Source organism: Celeribacter neptunius, assembly GCF_900113955.1.
GTDB classification, from domain to species: Bacteria; Pseudomonadota; Alphaproteobacteria; order Rhodobacterales; family Rhodobacteraceae; genus Celeribacter; species Celeribacter neptunius.
Genome location: NZ_FORH01000001.1, coordinates 633,498 through 649,287, shown reverse-complemented (window position 1 = coordinate 649,287; position 15,790 = coordinate 633,498). Strand labels below are relative to the sequence as shown.

Sequence of the window (15,790 nt, the reverse complement as noted above, 5' to 3'; positions counted from 1 at the left end):
GCTGCTCTCAAAGCGCGCCATCCGCCCCCGGCGCGGCCGCCGATTGGACCTCGGATTGCACCTCTTTTGCCCGCGCGGGAGAAATGCCCAGCACCTCTTCGATCTGGTGCAGCAACACGTCTTCTTCGTCTTGCTTGACCCCGTCGGCATAGACCACCTGCCAGAGCGCCCTCAAGGTCGCCTCTCGCTCCTCGAAACTGATCGCATCGCGCAAAATTCGGCTCATTTCCTCGGTGTCGGGCATGGCCTTTTCGAGCTTCTCACAGGACGCACGCATTTTCGATGCGTCCACCGGGCCAAGCCCATATCGCTGCGCCAGTATCCAGTCGATCACCTGCAGCTCCTCGAACAGGATCAGCCGATCCGCCTTCGCCGCACGGACCAGCAAGGCTCCCATGGCATGCTGAGCATCCGCCTCGGGCAGAGGAGTCTCGTAAGTTTCGGGTTTGCGGAACAAAGCGGTCAGTGCTTCAAACATGTTATACCTCAGTGAGCCTTCGTGGCGGTTCTTCTCTGGCAGTTCTTCCCTGGCAGTCCTTCGCCTCAACCTAGAATCTTGGGCAGCGGCTTTCTATCCCTTTTTGACCGCCCCGACCGGTGCCTTATAGAAGATCGTCACAAGTGATCCATCGCTCCAGATCACCGTTGACCGAGCACAAGCCATCGCCCTAACCTGCGCTCATGTTTGATTATTCCTTCCTCCACTGGACCACCTTCCTCTCCGCTGCGCTGGCATTGAACCTCGTGCCGGGACCGGATTTCGCCTTTATCCTTGGCCACACCTTCAAGGGCGGGCGCCGCGCCGGCTTTGTCGCCATGTTCGGCATCTGGTCGGGGGCCTTCGTCCATGTGCTGATGGCCGCGCTTGGCCTCTCGGCCATTCTGATGACCTCGGCACTGGCCTTTTCCGCGGTGAAATGGCTCGGCGCCGCCTATCTGATCTGGCTCGGCATCGAGGCTCTGCGCTCCAAAGGCGGCGCATTCATTCCAGAGGCCGATGGCAACATTGCTCAGCCCCTGCCCCGCCGTGGCACATGGTCGGTGTTTCGGGCCGGCATGTTGACCAATATTCTCAACCCGAAAGTGGCGCTGTTTTTTCTCGCCTTCCTGCCGCAATTCGTGGTCGAGGGCGCCGGGCCGATCTCGGCCCAGCTGTTCCTGCACGGGGTGCTGATCATCGCCATTGCCGCCTTCATCGAACCGCCGCTCATCCTGATGGGCGACCGGCTCGGCGCGCGCCTGCGGCGCAGTCAGCGGCTCGCGCTGTGGATGGAGCGCTCCGTGGGTGCAATCCTGATCGCTCTGGGACTGCGGCTGGCGCTCGAGAAACGCTGAGTTCTGCACCGCCTGCCTGCTGATCCCGTGCAAATATGCGCATCGGCAGATCAAGGCAGGTCCATCTCATTCCTGATATAAAGCGCGCATCGGCAACCTGGGGCCGGTTGCGGCTTTGCCCGGCAGGCCCCGCAATCGGGAGGATTGATCATGAGATCGAGAAACTGGCTTCCCACGTCCTGGCTCGGACATAAAGAGGCCGAAACACCCTTCGCCATGCTGCGCGACCGGATCGAAACCCTGTTCGACGACTTCGGCGAAGATATGTCGCTCACCGACCGCGCATTCGCAATGAACAGCGACGTCAGTGAGACCGACAGCGCAATCACCGTCACCGCGGAACTGCCCGGGATGACGGAAAAGGACATCACCGTCTCGGTCAGCGGCAACCGTCTGACCATCGAAGGTGAGAAAAACACCGAAACGGCCTCTGAGGGCGATGAAGGCGAGGCTGAAAAGCGCGCCTATCATCGGATCGAGCGCTATTCCGGCAGCTTCCGGCGGGTGATGACCCTGCCGTTCGAAGTCGACCCGGACAGCATCAAGGCCGAAATGAAAGACGGCGTGCTCACCGTCAGCCTGCCGAAACCGGCAGAGGCGATGACTTTGAGCCGCAAGATCGAGGTCAAACACGCCGCCTGACACGCGGCCCGAACGCCGCTCGGAACACCTCCCAAAGGCCCCTTCGGGGGCCTTTTTTTCGGGGGGGGGGGATTGTGGATGATGCCTCTTTGAGAACGGCAGATCTGCGGACGGAGGGGGCATTGGCCACTCTGTCGCTGAGCTGTGACCAGCCTGCCCGTGGGGTGGCGCTCAAACAATTGAGCGGAGCACTTTATGGCGCAGATTACATCCATGATTTGAGGTCTATGCGCGGAGGACAATGCGCCTCCCCGCCGGGACGGGCAGGCGCAGGCGCGGCGGCCCTCGGCCTTGTTCCGCGCCAAGCAGGTGAATGTCCCCAAAGGGCTCTTCGGCCCGTTATCCCGCCACCGCCCGCAACAGCTTCTTGCGCGCCGGCGGGATGGCCTTGATCTCGACCCCGGTGAACACATGCATGGTGTTGAGATCGCGGTCGACCACCGCGTGATCCGACACCCAGCCGCCCATCATCAGATAGGTCTTGAGCAAAGGCGGCATTTTCAGCATGGCGCGGCGCGCGTCCGGCTTGCGGCGCAGACGGGCGGCATATTTGAACACATTCGGCGCCTTGACCTTGGGCAAAAACCGTTTCGGTCCGAGGTGGCGATGTTTCAGCATGGCGAGCGCATCGGCGTGCTCCTGCCATTCGGTGCCATGAAAGGAGGAACAGCCGAACAGCAGATCGACCTCCTGCTCATCGACATAGCGGGTCATCGCCCCCCAGGCGACGCGGAGCACGTCAGGATCGCGCAGCTCCGGGTGGATACAGAACCGGCCCATCTCGAGCATCCGGCCCTCGTAATCGGCAAGCCCCTCGAGACCGTAGAACTGCGCCGAATAGCTTTGCGAGATCTGTGCTCCGCCCTCGAGATCCAAGAACCGGTAGGTGCAGACCAGACGGCCGCTCTTGCGCTCTTCAATGAGCACATGGCGGCACAAAGCGTCGAAATCATCGGCCTCGAGCCCGTCTTCGCGCGCCATCGCGCCGGTGCCCGCCACGAAAGCCAGATAGCGCAGACGTTGTGCCGCCTCGATATCCGCGCGGCTTTCTGCAAAACGCGCCGTGTAGCGGCCTTTCAACAGTTTGAACATCGCCGGAGCTCCTATTCGCCAGTCTTTGATCGACCGTCCTCTAAAGACTATGGGGTCGCCCCAACATGGCTGCAAGACATGTCGGTTTTTTGACGGCTTGCCTTCGGCCCGGCCTCGCCTATCTTTTGCGCAAGCAAAGCGGATGAGGATACCATGGCGAAAATCGAGAAAACCGAGGCGGAATGGCGCGCCGAACTGGACCCGGAGACCTTCCGCGTCACCCGTCAGGCCGGCACGGAGCGGGCCTTTTCCCACCCCGGATTCCCGAAAACGCCCGGCATTTTCACCTGCGCCTGTTGCGGCGCGGAGCTGTTCAAGCAGGATGACAAATTCGAATCGCATTGCGGCTGGCCCTCGTTCGACCGCACCAAGGATGGCGCACCGGTGGCGGAGACCCGCGATATGTCTTTCGGCATGGTGCGCACCGAGGTGCATTGCGACGATTGCGGCGCGCATTTGGGCCATGTCTTCCCCGACGGGCCGCGCGAGACCACCGGCATGCGCTACTGCATCAACGGCGTGTCGATCCGGTTTCTGCCGGATGAGGGCACGGTCGACGGATAATCTCCGGACGAAAGAGCGCCATCTCGGATGGCGGTTTTGCGGGACTTAGCCGTCATTCGAACGAAGTGCCATCGGCGCGGAACAGCCACGAAGTGGCCCGGGCGTGCGGTCATGCTGAAAGCATGCCTCTGGCATGACCCGTCCCGGCGGTCAGGCGCACGCCCTTACATCCCAATGTCCCCAATGGACTCAAACCACCCCGGCAATGCGCCCGTCGCAGCTTACTGCAGCAACTGCTCTGCCGAGATATTGCCCAGATTGCCAAAGAGCTGATCGAGGAAAGTCACGCCCTTGATCCCCGAATCCGTCACCCGGCGAGACAGCACGACCACGCGGCCCTGCTCCAGCCCGAAACGTTCGATATTGGAGACCACACCGCGGCTGTCGAAGGAAATCGCCACCACCTGGCGATCGACCTCTTTCGGCTCGAGAGCCCCCAGATGGCGGAATTGCGACCGCACGAAATACCAGCCGGACTCATCCAGGATCCCCTCGGTGCCCGGCTGCCCGATGACATCGGCCACGGTGTCCTTGCTGTCGACCCCGACGATCACCTGTGCCAGCTCATCGTCCGAGGGCACATAGCCATGGTTGCGGAATTGCGCGACGCAGGCGGTGAGCGAAAACATCAGGATCAGCGCCAGAACGGCCTTTGCCATGCCGAGAATCGTTGCGGAAATCCATTGCGGGAAAACACGGTCGGACATATGTCCCCTCTTGCTAGCCTCTTGCCTTGCGCCGCGGCGCTTCGTATCCGGCTTATAGAAACAGTGCCCGACGATCAAGGAGACATCGACCATGGGACATGACGGTCTGAACAGCTGGGGCGTCGAGCTGCGATTGCGCGATCTCACGGATGCGCATGCCCATCCCTTCCGCCTGGTGCCCAGTTCCGAGGATCTCGAAGAAATGGCGGCAAGCCTCGGGCTCTCCGCTCTCAGAAAAGTGAAATTCGAGGGCAAGCTCATCCCCGAGGGCAAACGCGACTGGCGGCTCGAAGCCAGCCTGGGCGCCACCGTGGTGCAACCCTGTGTCGCCACGCTGGCGCCGGTGACCACCCGGATCGACACCGAGGTGTCGCGCAGCTATCTCGCCGATTTCACCGAGGCCTTCACTCCGGAACAGGAAATCGAGATGCCCGAGGACGACACGGTCGAGCCGCTGCCCGCCACGCTGTCGCTGTCGCGTATCGCGGAAGAGGCGCTGGCGCTGGCCGCCCCGGACTATCCGCGCGCCGAGGGCGCCGAACTGGGCGTCACGCAATTCACCGAATCCGGCAAACAGGCGATGACGGATGAGGACACGAAACCCTTTGCCAGCCTGAAAGCGCTGCGCGACAAGCTCGGGAAAGACGGGGAGTAATCCGGCTTTCCCTCGGGAGTTCCCCCTGAAAATCCGGTGAAATTCATGCGGAAACCTCGTGAAAACACTGCAAAAACAGGGGCCGAACAAAACACTTGCATGCTTGCCAAATCCGAGTATGTTCCCGGCCTCGCTTCCCTGAACGCCTTTGCTTCTGGCGCAGATGATAATTCATGGCAGAAACCATGGTTTACACGCTGCCCGCGAAGGCCTATGAAGCGCCAAAGTTTTCCGGGCATGAGGCCCGAATGAGTTAAGGGGCCCCGGCCCCGCCCACCCGTGGCTTCGGGTCCCTCGCGGTCCCAAAGCCCTCTGATACCGAGGTTGAGACATGGCTGTCCCTCAGAATAAAATCACCCGCTCCAAGCGGAACATGCGCCGCGCACACGATGCTCTCGTGGCTGGCAACCCGGCCGAATGCCCGAACTGCGGCGAGCTGAAGCGCCCGCACCACGTCTGTGGCGCCTGCGGTCACTATGACGATCGTGAAGTCGTGGCTCAGGCCGACGAGATCGATCTCGACGACGACGCTGCGTAAGCCTGATCCCCTTTTGCCGTTCCGATGAGCATGAGCCCGTCCGAAACCCGTTCGACTGACACTGCCCCCGCCAATGCGGGACAGGATCAAACCAGCGAACGGGCCGGGACCAAGGGCCGCTTGGGTGCGCGCAGCGGGGTTCAGATCACGCTTTCCATCGATGCCATGGGCGGAGATCGTGGACCGGCGGCCATTGTCGCCGGTATTTCGCGTTCTGCCGCCAAGAACCCTGCGCTGTCCTTCATCCTGCACGGGCCGGCCTCCGAGCTCGACCGTCTGGTCGCGCGCCGCAAGGTGCTGCGTGGCCGGGTCGAGATTCGCGACGTCGCCGGCGTTGTCACCATGGATGAAAAGCCCAGCCAGGCAATGCGCCGCACCGACACCTCGATGCGCTCGGCCATCGATGCGGTGAAGAACGGCGAGGCCCAGGCCTGTGTCTCCTGCGGCAATACCGGCGCGCTGATGGCCACCTCGATGATCCGGCTGCGCAAGCTCGATGGCGTCAACCGCCCGGCGATTGCCTGCCTCTGGCCCTCTCGCAACCCGCAGGGCTTCAATGTCATGCTGGATGTTGGCGCCGATATCCGCGCGGATGCCCGCGATCTCCTGCAATATGCGATGATGGGCGCCTCTTACGCCCGCAACGGCTTGCGGCTCGAAACCCCGCGGATCGGGCTGTTGAATGTCGGCACCGAGGAACACAAGGGCCGTCAGGAGCTGAAGGACGCCAATGAGCTGATCACCCAGGCCACCGAGATCGGCGGCTATGAGTTCAAGGGCTTCGTCGAAGGCGGCGATATTCCCGGCGACAAGGTCGATGTGATCGTCACCGACGGGTTCACCGGCAATATCGCACTCAAGACCGGCGAAGGCACCGCGAAACTGGTGGGCGATCTTCTCAAGGAAGCCTTCAAGGCGACGCCGCTGTCGCGCATTGCCGCGGTGCTCGCCCTGACCTCTCTGAAACGCCTGCAAAAACGAATCGATCCGCGCCGGGTCAACGGCGGTGTCTTTCTCGGGCTCAAGGGCACGGTGGTGAAATCGCACGGTTCGGCGGACGCCACCGGCGTCTCTGCCGCGGTGAAACTGGCCTATGAGCTCGCAGCCTCCGGCTTTACCGATCGTTTGGCGGCACGGGTTGCATCCGCCGTCGCCACGTCGCAAAATGACGGAACGTCATAAAGAAGAAAAGGCCTTGCCGCCATGACCATCCGAGCAGTCGTCACGGGCGTGGGACATTATCTCCCCTCTCGTGTGGTCGAGAACGCCGAGTTCGAAAAAACACTCGACACCACAGACGAATGGATCCGGACCCGCTCCGGTATCGAGCGGCGCCATTTCGCCGCCGAGGGCGAAACCACGTCGATGATGGGCACCGAGGCCGCGCGTGCGGCACTCAAGGATGCCGGAGTCGATGCCTCCGAGATCGACGCGGTGATCGTCGCCACCTCGACCCCGGATCTGACCTTCCCCTCGGTCGCCACCATGATCCAGAACGCGCTTGGCATGTCCTGCGGCTTTGCCTTCGATGTGCAGGCGGTCTGCGCCGGCTTCATCTATGCGCTGTCGAACGCCAACGCCCAGATCATCTCCGGCCAGTGCAAGAAAGTGCTGGTGATCGGTGCCGAGACCTTCTCGCGCATCATGGACTGGACCGACCGTTCCACCTGCGTGCTGTTCGGCGATGGCGCCGGTGCGCTGGTGCTCGAGGCCCAGGAGGGCACCGGCACGCCCGAAGATCGCGGCATCCTCGCCGTCGATCTCAATTCCGACGGCTCTTACAAGGACATGCTTTATGTCGATGGCGGGGTCTCCACCACCGGCACCGCCGGCAAGCTGAGGATGCAGGGCAATGCGCTGTTCCGTCAGGCGGTGCAGAAACTCGCCTCCACCGCCGAGGCCGCGATCACCAAGGCCGGGCTGAAGGATTCCGACATCGACTGGATCGTGCCGCATCAGGCCAATATCCGCATCATCGAGGGCACCGCGAAAAAGCTCGGCCATTCGATGGATCAGGTCGTGGTCACCGTGCAGGATCACGGCAACACCTCCGCCGCCTCGATCCCCCTGGCCATGTCGGTCGGCCGCGATCGTGGCCAGATCAAGAAGGGCGATCTTTGTGTCGCCGAGGCGATCGGTGGCGGGCTGGCCTGGGGCGCTGTGGTCATTCGCTGGTGAGCCCCTGACGATCTATTCCGACGTACAGAGCGAGCTGCGATGCAGCAAGAAATCGCCCCCACGCCCATCTGAGTTTCTGGCGCCAAGTCATTGATATTGACGGATGCTTGCCAAACTGCCACTCTCGGTCCAATCCATCCAAAGGGGGAGAAGATGAGCAAGACACTGACCCGTATGGACCTCAGCGAATCCGTGTTTCGTGAGGTCGGCCTGAGCCGCAATGAATCCGCCAGCCTCGTGGAGAGCGTGCTTGCGCATATCTCCGATGCGCTGGTCGAGGGCGAAACCGTCAAGATTTCCTCTTTCGGCACCTTCTCCGTGCGCGCCAAATCCGAGCGCGTCGGGCGCAACCCGAAAACCGGCGACGAGGCCCCCATTCCGGCGCGTCGCGTGCTCACCTTCCGCCCGTCGCATCTGATGAAAGACCGCGTCGCCGCGGGCAACAAGACGTAACTCAAAGCTAAAGGCTTGATGTTAAATGAATAAATCACCGGACGCCTTCCGCACGATCAGCGAGGTTGCCGATTGGCTCGACACACCGGCGCATGTGCTGCGCTTTTGGGAGAGCCGCTTTACTCAAGTCAAACCGGTCAAACGTGCAGGCGGACGGCGCTATTACCGCCCCGCCGACATGGCGCTTTTGGGCGGGATCAAGAAACTCCTGCACGACGATGGCATGACCATTCGCGGGGTGCAGAAACTCTTGCGCGAACATGGGGTGAGATATGTCGCCTCGCTGTCGCCGGTGATCGAAGGGGTCGAGCCGATCGTCGCCCCCGCGCCCGACAGCGCACCGATTCCTTCTGTCCCGCCTGCGCCGATGGCGGAAATGGTGCCCCAGGACGATTTCGACGACCTGTCAGAGGCCCCCGAAGAAACCGTCGTGCCGTTTTCACGCCCCGCCGCCGCGCAGGCAACCCCGCTTTCCCCCGCTCCGCAAGAGCAGCTGGAAGCGACCACAGCCGAGAATCTCGGTGAAATCCTGGCTGACACGGTGGAACCACCCGCCACGGCAGCGGACAGCCCCGACGAGGACCTCACCAGCGCGCTAGAGATGAACCCGCACGGGTTCGAGCCGCCCGCCCATGTGATCGAGGAAGAGACGCTTGCCGAGACATCCGCCCCCGAAGATTTCGCAGCGGCGTTCGAGGCCGGCAGTGAGGCGGGTTCCGAGGCGAGCTTCGAAACTGCGGCAGACATCGATAGCGATCTGACACAGGCGGATCTGACACAGGCTGATCTAACGGGGCCGGTCCCCGCCGATGAGATCAACGAACCCGCGCCCGAAAGCCTGTTTGCGCTGCGCGCGGAACAGGAAGAGACGCCGGACGCCCCGAAAGCCCCCTCCTCGACCGCTGCCGACACCCTGCCCGGCCAGACCGCCTTTGATTTCGCCGACCTTCCGGCGGATCGGTCGGAGGATCATCCGGCGTCCGAGGAGCTGAGCGAAGAGGAATCCGCGCTCGAGGCCGAATCCCTGGCCGAATACGAGATGCCCGCCCCGGAACTGGTGCCACATGACACGGCTACAGATCTGGCAGCCGAGCTGGCCGGATTGACCAGCCGGACCGAGCTGGCTGACTTGGCCGACTTGTCTGACCTGGACGAAACGACAAAGCCCGCGCCGGACGAGACGGAGCGCCAGATGCCCGGTGGGACTGCCGGTGCCGCCGAGGCCGCAGGGCAAACCGCTTCCGCAGCCCCTCTCGGCGCAGCTCTGCATCTGCCGCCCGACCCGGACGACAACGATCCCGCCATCCTCGCCGGAGGTGGCGTTCTCGGCCTGCTGAACGCTCGCAAACTGAGCGGAGCGGAACCGGAGGAGATCGCCGGGCTTCTGAGCCGGAGCGAGATGCTCAGAGCACGTCTGGCCGGTTGAGTACCGATCTCTCGGCACGCGCCGTTTTTGCGAAAATAGCGCTTGCCCCCGCCGCGGAAATCACTATGTAAGGGTTCCACGTCGGGCTATAGCGCAGTCTGGTAGCGCGTCCGTCTGGGGGACGGAAGGTCGCAGGTTCAAGTCCTGCTAGCCCGACCATTATACCCCAAAACCGCTCGCAACCCTCTGGGCTTGCGGGCGGTTTTGCGTTAAGCCCACTGCAACAGGAATTTCCAATGCAAGGCCGGAGCACAATCCGGCGCGCGATCCGCTTGGAGGGATGAACATGGGTGTATTGGCCGATCACGCCATTCGGGGGATGCTGACGCGCGGCGAGATCACCGCCCAACCGGATGTGATCGATGCCCAGGTTCAGCCCGCCTCGCTCGATCTGCGTCTGGGCAACCGCGCCTGGCGGGTCCGCGCCTCGTTTCTGGCGGGTGAAGGTCGCACGGTCTCCGGCCGTCTTTCGGAATTCGAGATGCATCAGATCGATCTGAGCCAGGGCGCCGTGCTCGAGAAGGGCTGTGTCTATGTCGTGCCGCTGATGGAGAGCCTGGCGCTGCCCGAGGGCATTCAGGCGGTGGCCAATGCCAAGAGCTCGACCGGACGGCTCGATCTTCTGACCCGGCTGATCACCGATGAGGGCACGGAATTCGACCGGATCGCACCGGGCTATACCGGGCCGCTCTATGCCGAGATCTGCCCGCGCTCGTTTTCGGTGCTGGTGCGCCCCGGCATGCGGCTCAACCAGATCCGGTTCCGCGCCGGTCAGGCCGTCCTGTCGGATGAGGCGCTCGAAAACCTGCATATGCAAAGCCCGCTGGTCGACGGCCCGGCGGTGATCGATCAGGGGCTCGGCTTCTCGGTCGATTTGAAACCCGCAGAGGGCGACCTCGTCGGATATCGCGCCAAGCCGCACACCGGCGTCATCGATCTCGACAATATCGGCTATTACGACCCAGCGGAATATTGGGAGCCGATCTACGCCAAAGACGGACAGATCATCCTCGATCCCGGTGCTTTCTATATTCTGGTGAGCCGCGAAGCGGTGCATATCCCGCCGGACTATGCCGCCGAAATGGCGCCCTATCTGGCCATGGTGGGCGAGTTCCGGGTGCATTACGCCGGCTTTTTTGACCCGGGGTTCGGCAATGCCGATGCCGGCGGCGCGGGGGCGCGCGGCGTCCTGGAAGTGCGCTGTCACGAGGCGCCCTTTGTCCTCGAGCACGGCCAGATCGTCGGCCGTCTGGTCTATGAGAAGATGGACAGCCGTCCAGAGCGGCTCTACGGCGCCGATCTGGCCTCGAACTACCAGGGCCAGGGTCTGAAACTGTCAAAGCATTTCAAGAGCTGAAAGAGGCTGGCGGCGCGCCTGCGCCCCTCCGCGAATGTCCCCCTAATGCACCCCTAGTGCACCATGGTCTTCCGGGTGGGAAACCCCTCGGGCAGCAGGCTGTCGTCTGCCTCCGGTGTTGCGACCATGTCGTCATAACAGAGCACCCGGTTACGGCCCTGGGATTTCGCGTCATAGAGCGCGCCATCGGCCCTCTGGATCGCCTGTTCCAGCGTCCCTGCGCTGCCGCCATGGGCATAGGCCGCCACCCCCATCGACAGGGTGATCGCCTCGCGCTCCTCACCATTGTCCCAGGCGACATGGGACGCCACCCCGGTGCGCAGCACCTGGGCCATGCTCATCGTCCGCGCCAGATCCGCGCCCGGCAAGAGGATCAGGAACTCCTCACCGCCCCAGCGCGCCACCAGATCGGAGGGGCGCAATTTGCGGCGCATCTGCTCCGCCACTTCGCACAGCACGGCATCGCCGACCGCATGGCCGACACTGTCATTGACCCGTTTGAAGTAATCGACATCGGCGAGAATGATCCCGACATGATCGCACCCGGCTTTCAGAACCCCCTCATGTTCCTGACAGGCCGCCACATAGTCCCGCACCGCCCGGCGATTGAGCAGACCGGTCAGAGGATCATGCCGGGCCTGACGTTCCATTTCCTGTGACAAGGCACGGCGTTCGCGTTCGATACGCTCGAAAACCGGCCCGGCTGCCAGGAGAATCACCACCGACATCCAGAAGACCGAAGACAGAAGTGCGCCGGAAATCCCGGTCTCGTAACGGGTGTGGAACAGGAAGCCGAGCAACAGGATGCCGACCGTTGCCGCGCCCAGCTGCAACCGTGCCATCCGGCCCCAGGGGCTGGCGCTGAGCAGAGGCCGCAACAGCTGCGTTCTGGCAAAGACGCAGAATTGCGAGCTTCCGGCCAGCGTGAGCATCACCAGGGTGATCGGCGACATGGCGCCATAGCCCTCGGCGTAATTGAATGCATAGGAGAAGATCGCATAGCTGACCGGCACCAGCCCCAGCACGGTGACCAGAAAGGCCGCGGTCGAGGAGACCGGCCGGATCAGGGCCCCCAGACTCAACAGCAAAAGCGCCACGGCAGTGTTGCCGCCCATGGCCATATCGGCGCTGTCCGGACTGCGATAAAGCAACATCGCGATCTCCGAAAACCAGGCCGCAGGCAGGATGAAAATCTCGACCAGCCGGACCAGGGCCATACCGAAGACAATGGCAAAAAGCGCCCGTCTCCAAGGGGTTTGCGCCTTGAACAGGCCCGGCCTGTACAGCGCGGCGCTGAAAATCAAAATCGCGATGACGCTGATGGGATGCGGGCCATTGCCCTTGGCCAGCAGCACATCGGGGAGCCGCCCCGTCAGCTCTCGCAGACCGACCGCTAGCGCCAGAAGCAACGCCGAAAGCGCAAGCAGGGATTGCACCCGCAAAACACGGACGGCTGGGCCATAGGCCTGATGTACTCTACCATCCGGAGGCTGCATCGCTACAGACACGGAACCTTCCTCTTACGAAAGGGATGAACCAAATCGACGATATGGCGCATCCCATTTACAACGAAATGTCAGTCGCAGAATTTTCACTTGTCGTGATGTCTGGTTCCATTGTCGCGAGAGGATGTCTCTGCAGGACCCTGAGCCAGACGCGGAAGGCCGTCGCCTTCATGCATGAATAAAGAACCCTTCGCCCGGCAATACTCTCTAACGAACCCTAAACACTTTCAGGCGGAGCCTAACGGTCCGCATCGGCAGAATAAACATGTATTAGAGATATGCCTATAGAGATTTCCGCGGATCTCACGCAACTATGCTTGCCTCGAAACCTGCCTCGCACCACGCGACAGGGCGCGACTGCGGTTCAGAAACGTCCGATGCGACGGCTGACGCGGGCCATTTTCCGAGCCCGTTTCGCCACATCCTTGCCCTGCGCCGCCATCCGGGCCTGTTCCTCGGGGGACATTTCGCTTTCGGCCCCGCCACGACGTTTCGCCATGGCATTGGTGCCGGCATCGATCCCGGCATTCACCCCTTTGTTGACCAGGGTGCGGATCACGCGATTGATGACCATCGAGATCAGCCTGTCCAAATTCATGTCACTCGTACCTTTTCGCTGTCGTCAGTTTTCGCTGTGCTCAGTCCTGTGGAGCTTTGGATCGTCTTTACAGATAGATAGTGCTCAAATGCGCCATTTCCACGGCCCGGGTGTGAAAAGCCAATGGAACGCAAATAAAGAGCCGGACGGACCCGGCTCTCCGGCGCTCCGGCGCCAGCTCTCGTCACGGGTGTCGCCGCTCCGGGGGCAACCGCATCCTCAGCTCTCATCCTCGAACAGATCGTCCTGTTCCTCTTCGCCGTCTTCGCCCATGCCCTCGTCGAGCCCCGGCATCGGACGGCTTTCCAACAGACCTGCGGCGCGCAGCTCCTTGACCCCGGGCAGATCGCGGGCGCTTTCCAGGCCGAAATGATCGAGGAAGGTCGGCGTCACCACATAGGTCACCGGACGACCGGGCGACATCCGGCGCCGGCCAAAGCGAATCCATTCGAGCTCCATCAGCTGATCGATCGTGCCTTTCGACACCGAGACGCCGCGGATCTCCTCGATCTCGGCCCGGGTGCAGGGCTGGTGATAGGAGACGATCGCCAGGGTCTCGATCGCCGCGCGCGACAGTTTGCGGGTCTCGGTGGTTTCCTTCTGCATCAGAAAACCGAGATCGGGCGCCGTACGAATGGCCCAATTGTCGCCGACGCGCACCACACGGACGCCGCGGCCCTCATAGCGTTTGGCGAGCTGCTCGAGCGCCGCTTTCGGCTCACAGCCATGCGGCATGCGCGCCGCCAGATCCGCCACGCTCACCGGCGCGGCAGAGGCAAAGAGCACGGCTTCGACCATGCGTTCCTGTTCCGCCAGAGGCGGCGCCTCGAACAGGCTTTCCTCCTGCTCCGGCCCCTGCGCCTCCAACTCTACGGCTTCGGTTTCAAGCTCTTCCGCCATTCTCTCTCCGTCTTGCCTTGATCTGGATCGGCGCGAATGTGCCGCCCTGACGCAATTCGATCTGCCCCTGTTTCGCCAGCTCCAACGAGGCCGCGAAAGTGGCCGCCGTCGCCGAGCGGCGCTTCTTCGGGTCAAGCTGCCAGCCCTCCGGCAGGTAGGACGACAGATCCGCCCATTCCACGGCATAGGGGATCAGATAACGCATCTGCTCCAACGCCTGTTCCATCGACAGGATCGCCTCGCGATCCATGACAAACGGCCTGAATTCGTCCTTGGTGCGCACCCGCGCATAGGCCTGCATCAGATCGAGCAGCGAGGCCGTATAGGTCACCTGCCGCCGCCGCTGCACCTCTTCGGGAATGCCGCGGACAAAGAAATCCCGGCCCTTCTGGTCGCGGGCCATCAGTTTCGCCGCCGCTTCGCGCATCGCCTCGAGACGTTGCAGTTGAAACGCCAGATGCGCCGCGAGTTCCTCGCCCGAAGGCCCCTCGTCCGAGGGATCGGGCGGCAGGAGCAACCGCGACTTCAGAAACGCCAGCCAGGCCGCCATCACCAGGTAATCCGCGGCCAGCTCGATCCGCAACTCTTTCGCCTTCTCGACAAAGAGCAGATATTGCTGCGCCAGATGCAGAACGGAGATTTTCATCAAATCCACCTTCTGCGTCCGCGACAATTGCAGCAGCAGATCCAGAGGCCCTTCGAACCCGTCGACATCGACGATCAGCGCCTCGGCGGCGAGGCGTTCCTCGACCGAGAGAATGTCGCTGATGTCAAACTGGTCTTGATCGGCCATGAAGGGCTTTCGCTTGCGGTCCTGCTGGGCTCTATCCGAGCTTATGAGGCAAGAAATTCGGCCGTGAGCGCGTCGATGTCAATGGGCTCGTACCCCGGACGGGCATTCGCCGCCTGATCGGCCCGCGCCTGTGCCGCCCCGGCCATCAGGCCAAGCCCGGCGAGCGCCTCCATCTCGAACAGATCGCCATTGCAATGCAGCACCAGATCGCAGCCCGCCCGGAGCGAAGCCTCGCCACGGTCGCGCACCGTGCCGTCCAACGCCCCCATGGAAATATCGTCGGTCATCAGCAAGCCCTGAAAGCCGATCTCCTCGCGGATCAGCCGGATCGCCGCCGGGCTCTGGGTCGCCGGGCGCTCCGGGTCCAGTGCCTCCATGACGATATGGGCCGACATGCCCATCGTGAGATCGCTGAGCGCCTTGAAGGGTGCAAAGTCGGCCTGCAGCTCGCCCAGAGACGCGGTGACGCGTGGCAGGCCCTTGTGACTGTCCACCGTGCCGCGCCCGTGTCCCGGCAGATGTTTCATCACCGGCGCAACCCCGCCTGCGGCCATACCACGGGTGAGCGCGCGGCCCATGCGGGAAACCATCGCGGGGTCTTCCGAGAAACAGCGATTGTAGAGAAACGGATGGGTGTCGCGACGCGCCACGTCGAGACCGGGCACGCAATTCACATCGATGCCGACCCCGTGCAGATCCTCGGCCAGAAGCCGCCCGCGCAGCCAGATGGCGCGCTCCGGGTCTCGCCCCAGCGCCAGGGCCTGCGCCACCTGATCGAAGGGCGGCAGGAACTCGCGCCAATGGGGCGCCCGCAGCCGCTGCACCCGACCGCCTTCCTGATCGATCAGGATGGGCGCGTCGCGCCCGACGCTCTCACGCAGATCGGCACTGAGCGCCCGGAGCTGATCCGGGCTGTCGACATTGCGGGCAAACAGGATAAATCCCCAGGGCCGGGCCTCGCGGAAAAAGCGCTTTTCCGCCGCCGAAAGGCTGAGGCCTTCACAGCCAAAGATATAGGCACCCTGCCCGGTCATGTGATGGCCTGCC

18 protein-coding genes and 1 tRNA gene are annotated in these 15,790 nt (G+C 62.8%); 11 read left to right on the top strand and 8 right to left on the bottom strand.

Annotated features, from left to right (window positions below):
• Window positions 1-7 precede the first annotated feature (7 nt).
• The gene (locus BM151_RS03220) at window positions 8-478 is read right to left on the bottom strand and encodes a tellurite resistance TerB family protein (protein WP_090057182.1); all 471 of its coding nucleotides are present in this window, start codon (window positions 476-478) and stop codon (window positions 8-10) included.
• A gap of 203 nt (window positions 479-681) precedes the next feature.
• Here BM151_RS03220 and BM151_RS03215 point away from each other — a divergent pair, with 203 nt between their 5' ends.
• Together BM151_RS03215 and BM151_RS03210 are read left to right on the top strand one after the other, a co-directional pair.
• Window positions 682-1,335, top strand: coding sequence for a LysE family translocator (locus BM151_RS03215; RefSeq protein WP_090057178.1), 654 nt, complete (start codon window positions 682-684; stop codon window positions 1,333-1,335).
• Window positions 1,336-1,485: 150 nt separating this feature from the next.
• Window positions 1,486-1,977 (top strand): Hsp20/alpha crystallin family protein, encoded by a 492-nt coding sequence (locus BM151_RS03210; RefSeq protein ID WP_090057175.1) that lies wholly within the window; start codon window positions 1,486-1,488, stop codon window positions 1,975-1,977.
• 339 nt (window positions 1,978-2,316) lie between these two features.
• Here BM151_RS03210 and BM151_RS03205 read toward each other — a convergent pair whose 3' ends face one another.
• Window positions 2,317-3,069 (bottom strand): GNAT family N-acetyltransferase, encoded by a 753-nt coding sequence (locus BM151_RS03205; protein WP_090057172.1) that lies wholly within the window; start codon window positions 3,067-3,069, stop codon window positions 2,317-2,319.
• A gap of 153 nt (window positions 3,070-3,222) precedes the next feature.
• On the opposite strand from BM151_RS03205, the gene msrB reads away from it, so the two are divergent.
• Entirely contained in the window at window positions 3,223-3,633 is a 411-nt protein-coding gene (gene msrB, locus BM151_RS03200; protein WP_090057169.1) for a peptide-methionine (R)-S-oxide reductase MsrB, read from the top strand.
• A gap of 221 nt (window positions 3,634-3,854) precedes the next feature.
• Here the strand turns inward: msrB and BM151_RS03195 are convergent, their stop codons facing one another.
• Window positions 3,855-4,340 carry an outer membrane protein assembly factor BamE gene (locus tag BM151_RS03195; protein WP_090057165.1) on the bottom strand — a complete coding sequence of 162 codons (486 nt, stop codon included), beginning with the start codon at window positions 4,338-4,340 and terminating at the stop codon, window positions 3,855-3,857.
• Window positions 4,341-4,431: 91 nt separating this feature from the next.
• On the opposite strand from BM151_RS03195, the gene BM151_RS03190 reads away from it, so the two are divergent.
• From BM151_RS03190 to BM151_RS03155, 8 genes are all read left to right on the top strand, one after another.
• On the top strand, window positions 4,432-4,995 hold the full coding sequence (locus BM151_RS03190; protein WP_090057161.1) for a YceD family protein: 564 nt from the start codon (window positions 4,432-4,434) through the stop codon (window positions 4,993-4,995).
• Window positions 4,996-5,326: 331 nt separating this feature from the next.
• A complete protein-coding gene (rpmF, locus tag BM151_RS03185) occupies window positions 5,327-5,533 on the top strand; it encodes a 50S ribosomal protein L32 (RefSeq protein ID WP_090057158.1) in 207 nt (68 codons plus the stop codon).
• Between the two features lie 30 nt (window positions 5,534-5,563).
• Window positions 5,564-6,715 carry a phosphate acyltransferase PlsX gene (gene plsX, locus BM151_RS03180; protein WP_090057154.1) on the top strand — a complete coding sequence of 384 codons (1,152 nt, stop codon included), beginning with the start codon at window positions 5,564-5,566 and terminating at the stop codon, window positions 6,713-6,715.
• A gap of 21 nt (window positions 6,716-6,736) precedes the next feature.
• Entirely contained in the window at window positions 6,737-7,711 is a 975-nt protein-coding gene (locus tag BM151_RS03175; protein WP_090057150.1) for a beta-ketoacyl-ACP synthase III, read from the top strand.
• A gap of 153 nt (window positions 7,712-7,864) precedes the next feature.
• Window positions 7,865-8,164, top strand: a complete 300-nt coding sequence (gene ihfA, locus BM151_RS03170) for an integration host factor subunit alpha (RefSeq protein WP_090057147.1) — start codon at window positions 7,865-7,867, stop codon at window positions 8,162-8,164.
• A 25-nt stretch (window positions 8,165-8,189) separates the two neighbouring features.
• Entirely contained in the window at window positions 8,190-9,590 is a 1,401-nt protein-coding gene (locus tag BM151_RS21800; RefSeq protein ID WP_245781080.1) for a MerR family transcriptional regulator, read from the top strand.
• Between the two features lie 82 nt (window positions 9,591-9,672).
• A tRNA-Pro gene (locus tag BM151_RS03160) sits at window positions 9,673-9,749 on the top strand.
• Between the two features lie 127 nt (window positions 9,750-9,876).
• Window positions 9,877-10,947 (top strand): 2'-deoxycytidine 5'-triphosphate deaminase, encoded by a 1,071-nt coding sequence (locus BM151_RS03155; protein WP_090057145.1) that lies wholly within the window; start codon window positions 9,877-9,879, stop codon window positions 10,945-10,947.
• Window positions 10,948-11,000: 53 nt separating this feature from the next.
• On the opposite strand, the gene BM151_RS03150 is transcribed toward BM151_RS03155, so the two are convergent.
• The 5 genes from BM151_RS03150 to BM151_RS03130 form a co-directional block, all read right to left on the bottom strand.
• On the bottom strand, window positions 11,001-12,455 hold the full coding sequence (locus tag BM151_RS03150) for a GGDEF domain-containing protein (protein ID WP_143093026.1): 1,455 nt from the start codon (window positions 12,453-12,455) through the stop codon (window positions 11,001-11,003).
• 361 nt (window positions 12,456-12,816) lie between these two features.
• Window positions 12,817-13,050 carry a hypothetical protein gene (locus BM151_RS03145; protein WP_090057138.1) on the bottom strand — a complete coding sequence of 78 codons (234 nt, stop codon included), beginning with the start codon at window positions 13,048-13,050 and terminating at the stop codon, window positions 12,817-12,819.
• A 219-nt stretch (window positions 13,051-13,269) separates the two neighbouring features.
• Window positions 13,270-13,950, bottom strand: coding sequence for an SMC-Scp complex subunit ScpB (gene scpB / locus BM151_RS03140; protein WP_090057134.1), 681 nt, complete (start codon window positions 13,948-13,950; stop codon window positions 13,270-13,272).
• Window positions 13,934-14,743 carry a segregation and condensation protein A gene (locus BM151_RS03135; protein ID WP_090057130.1) on the bottom strand — a complete coding sequence of 270 codons (810 nt, stop codon included), beginning with the start codon at window positions 14,741-14,743 and terminating at the stop codon, window positions 13,934-13,936. The genes scpB and BM151_RS03135 overlap by 17 nt, the downstream gene beginning before the upstream one ends.
• A gap of 41 nt (window positions 14,744-14,784) precedes the next feature.
• Window positions 14,785-15,777 (bottom strand): glycoside hydrolase family 3 N-terminal domain-containing protein, encoded by a 993-nt coding sequence (locus tag BM151_RS03130; RefSeq protein WP_090057126.1) that lies wholly within the window; start codon window positions 15,775-15,777, stop codon window positions 14,785-14,787.
• Window positions 15,778-15,790: the final 13 nt, after the last annotated feature.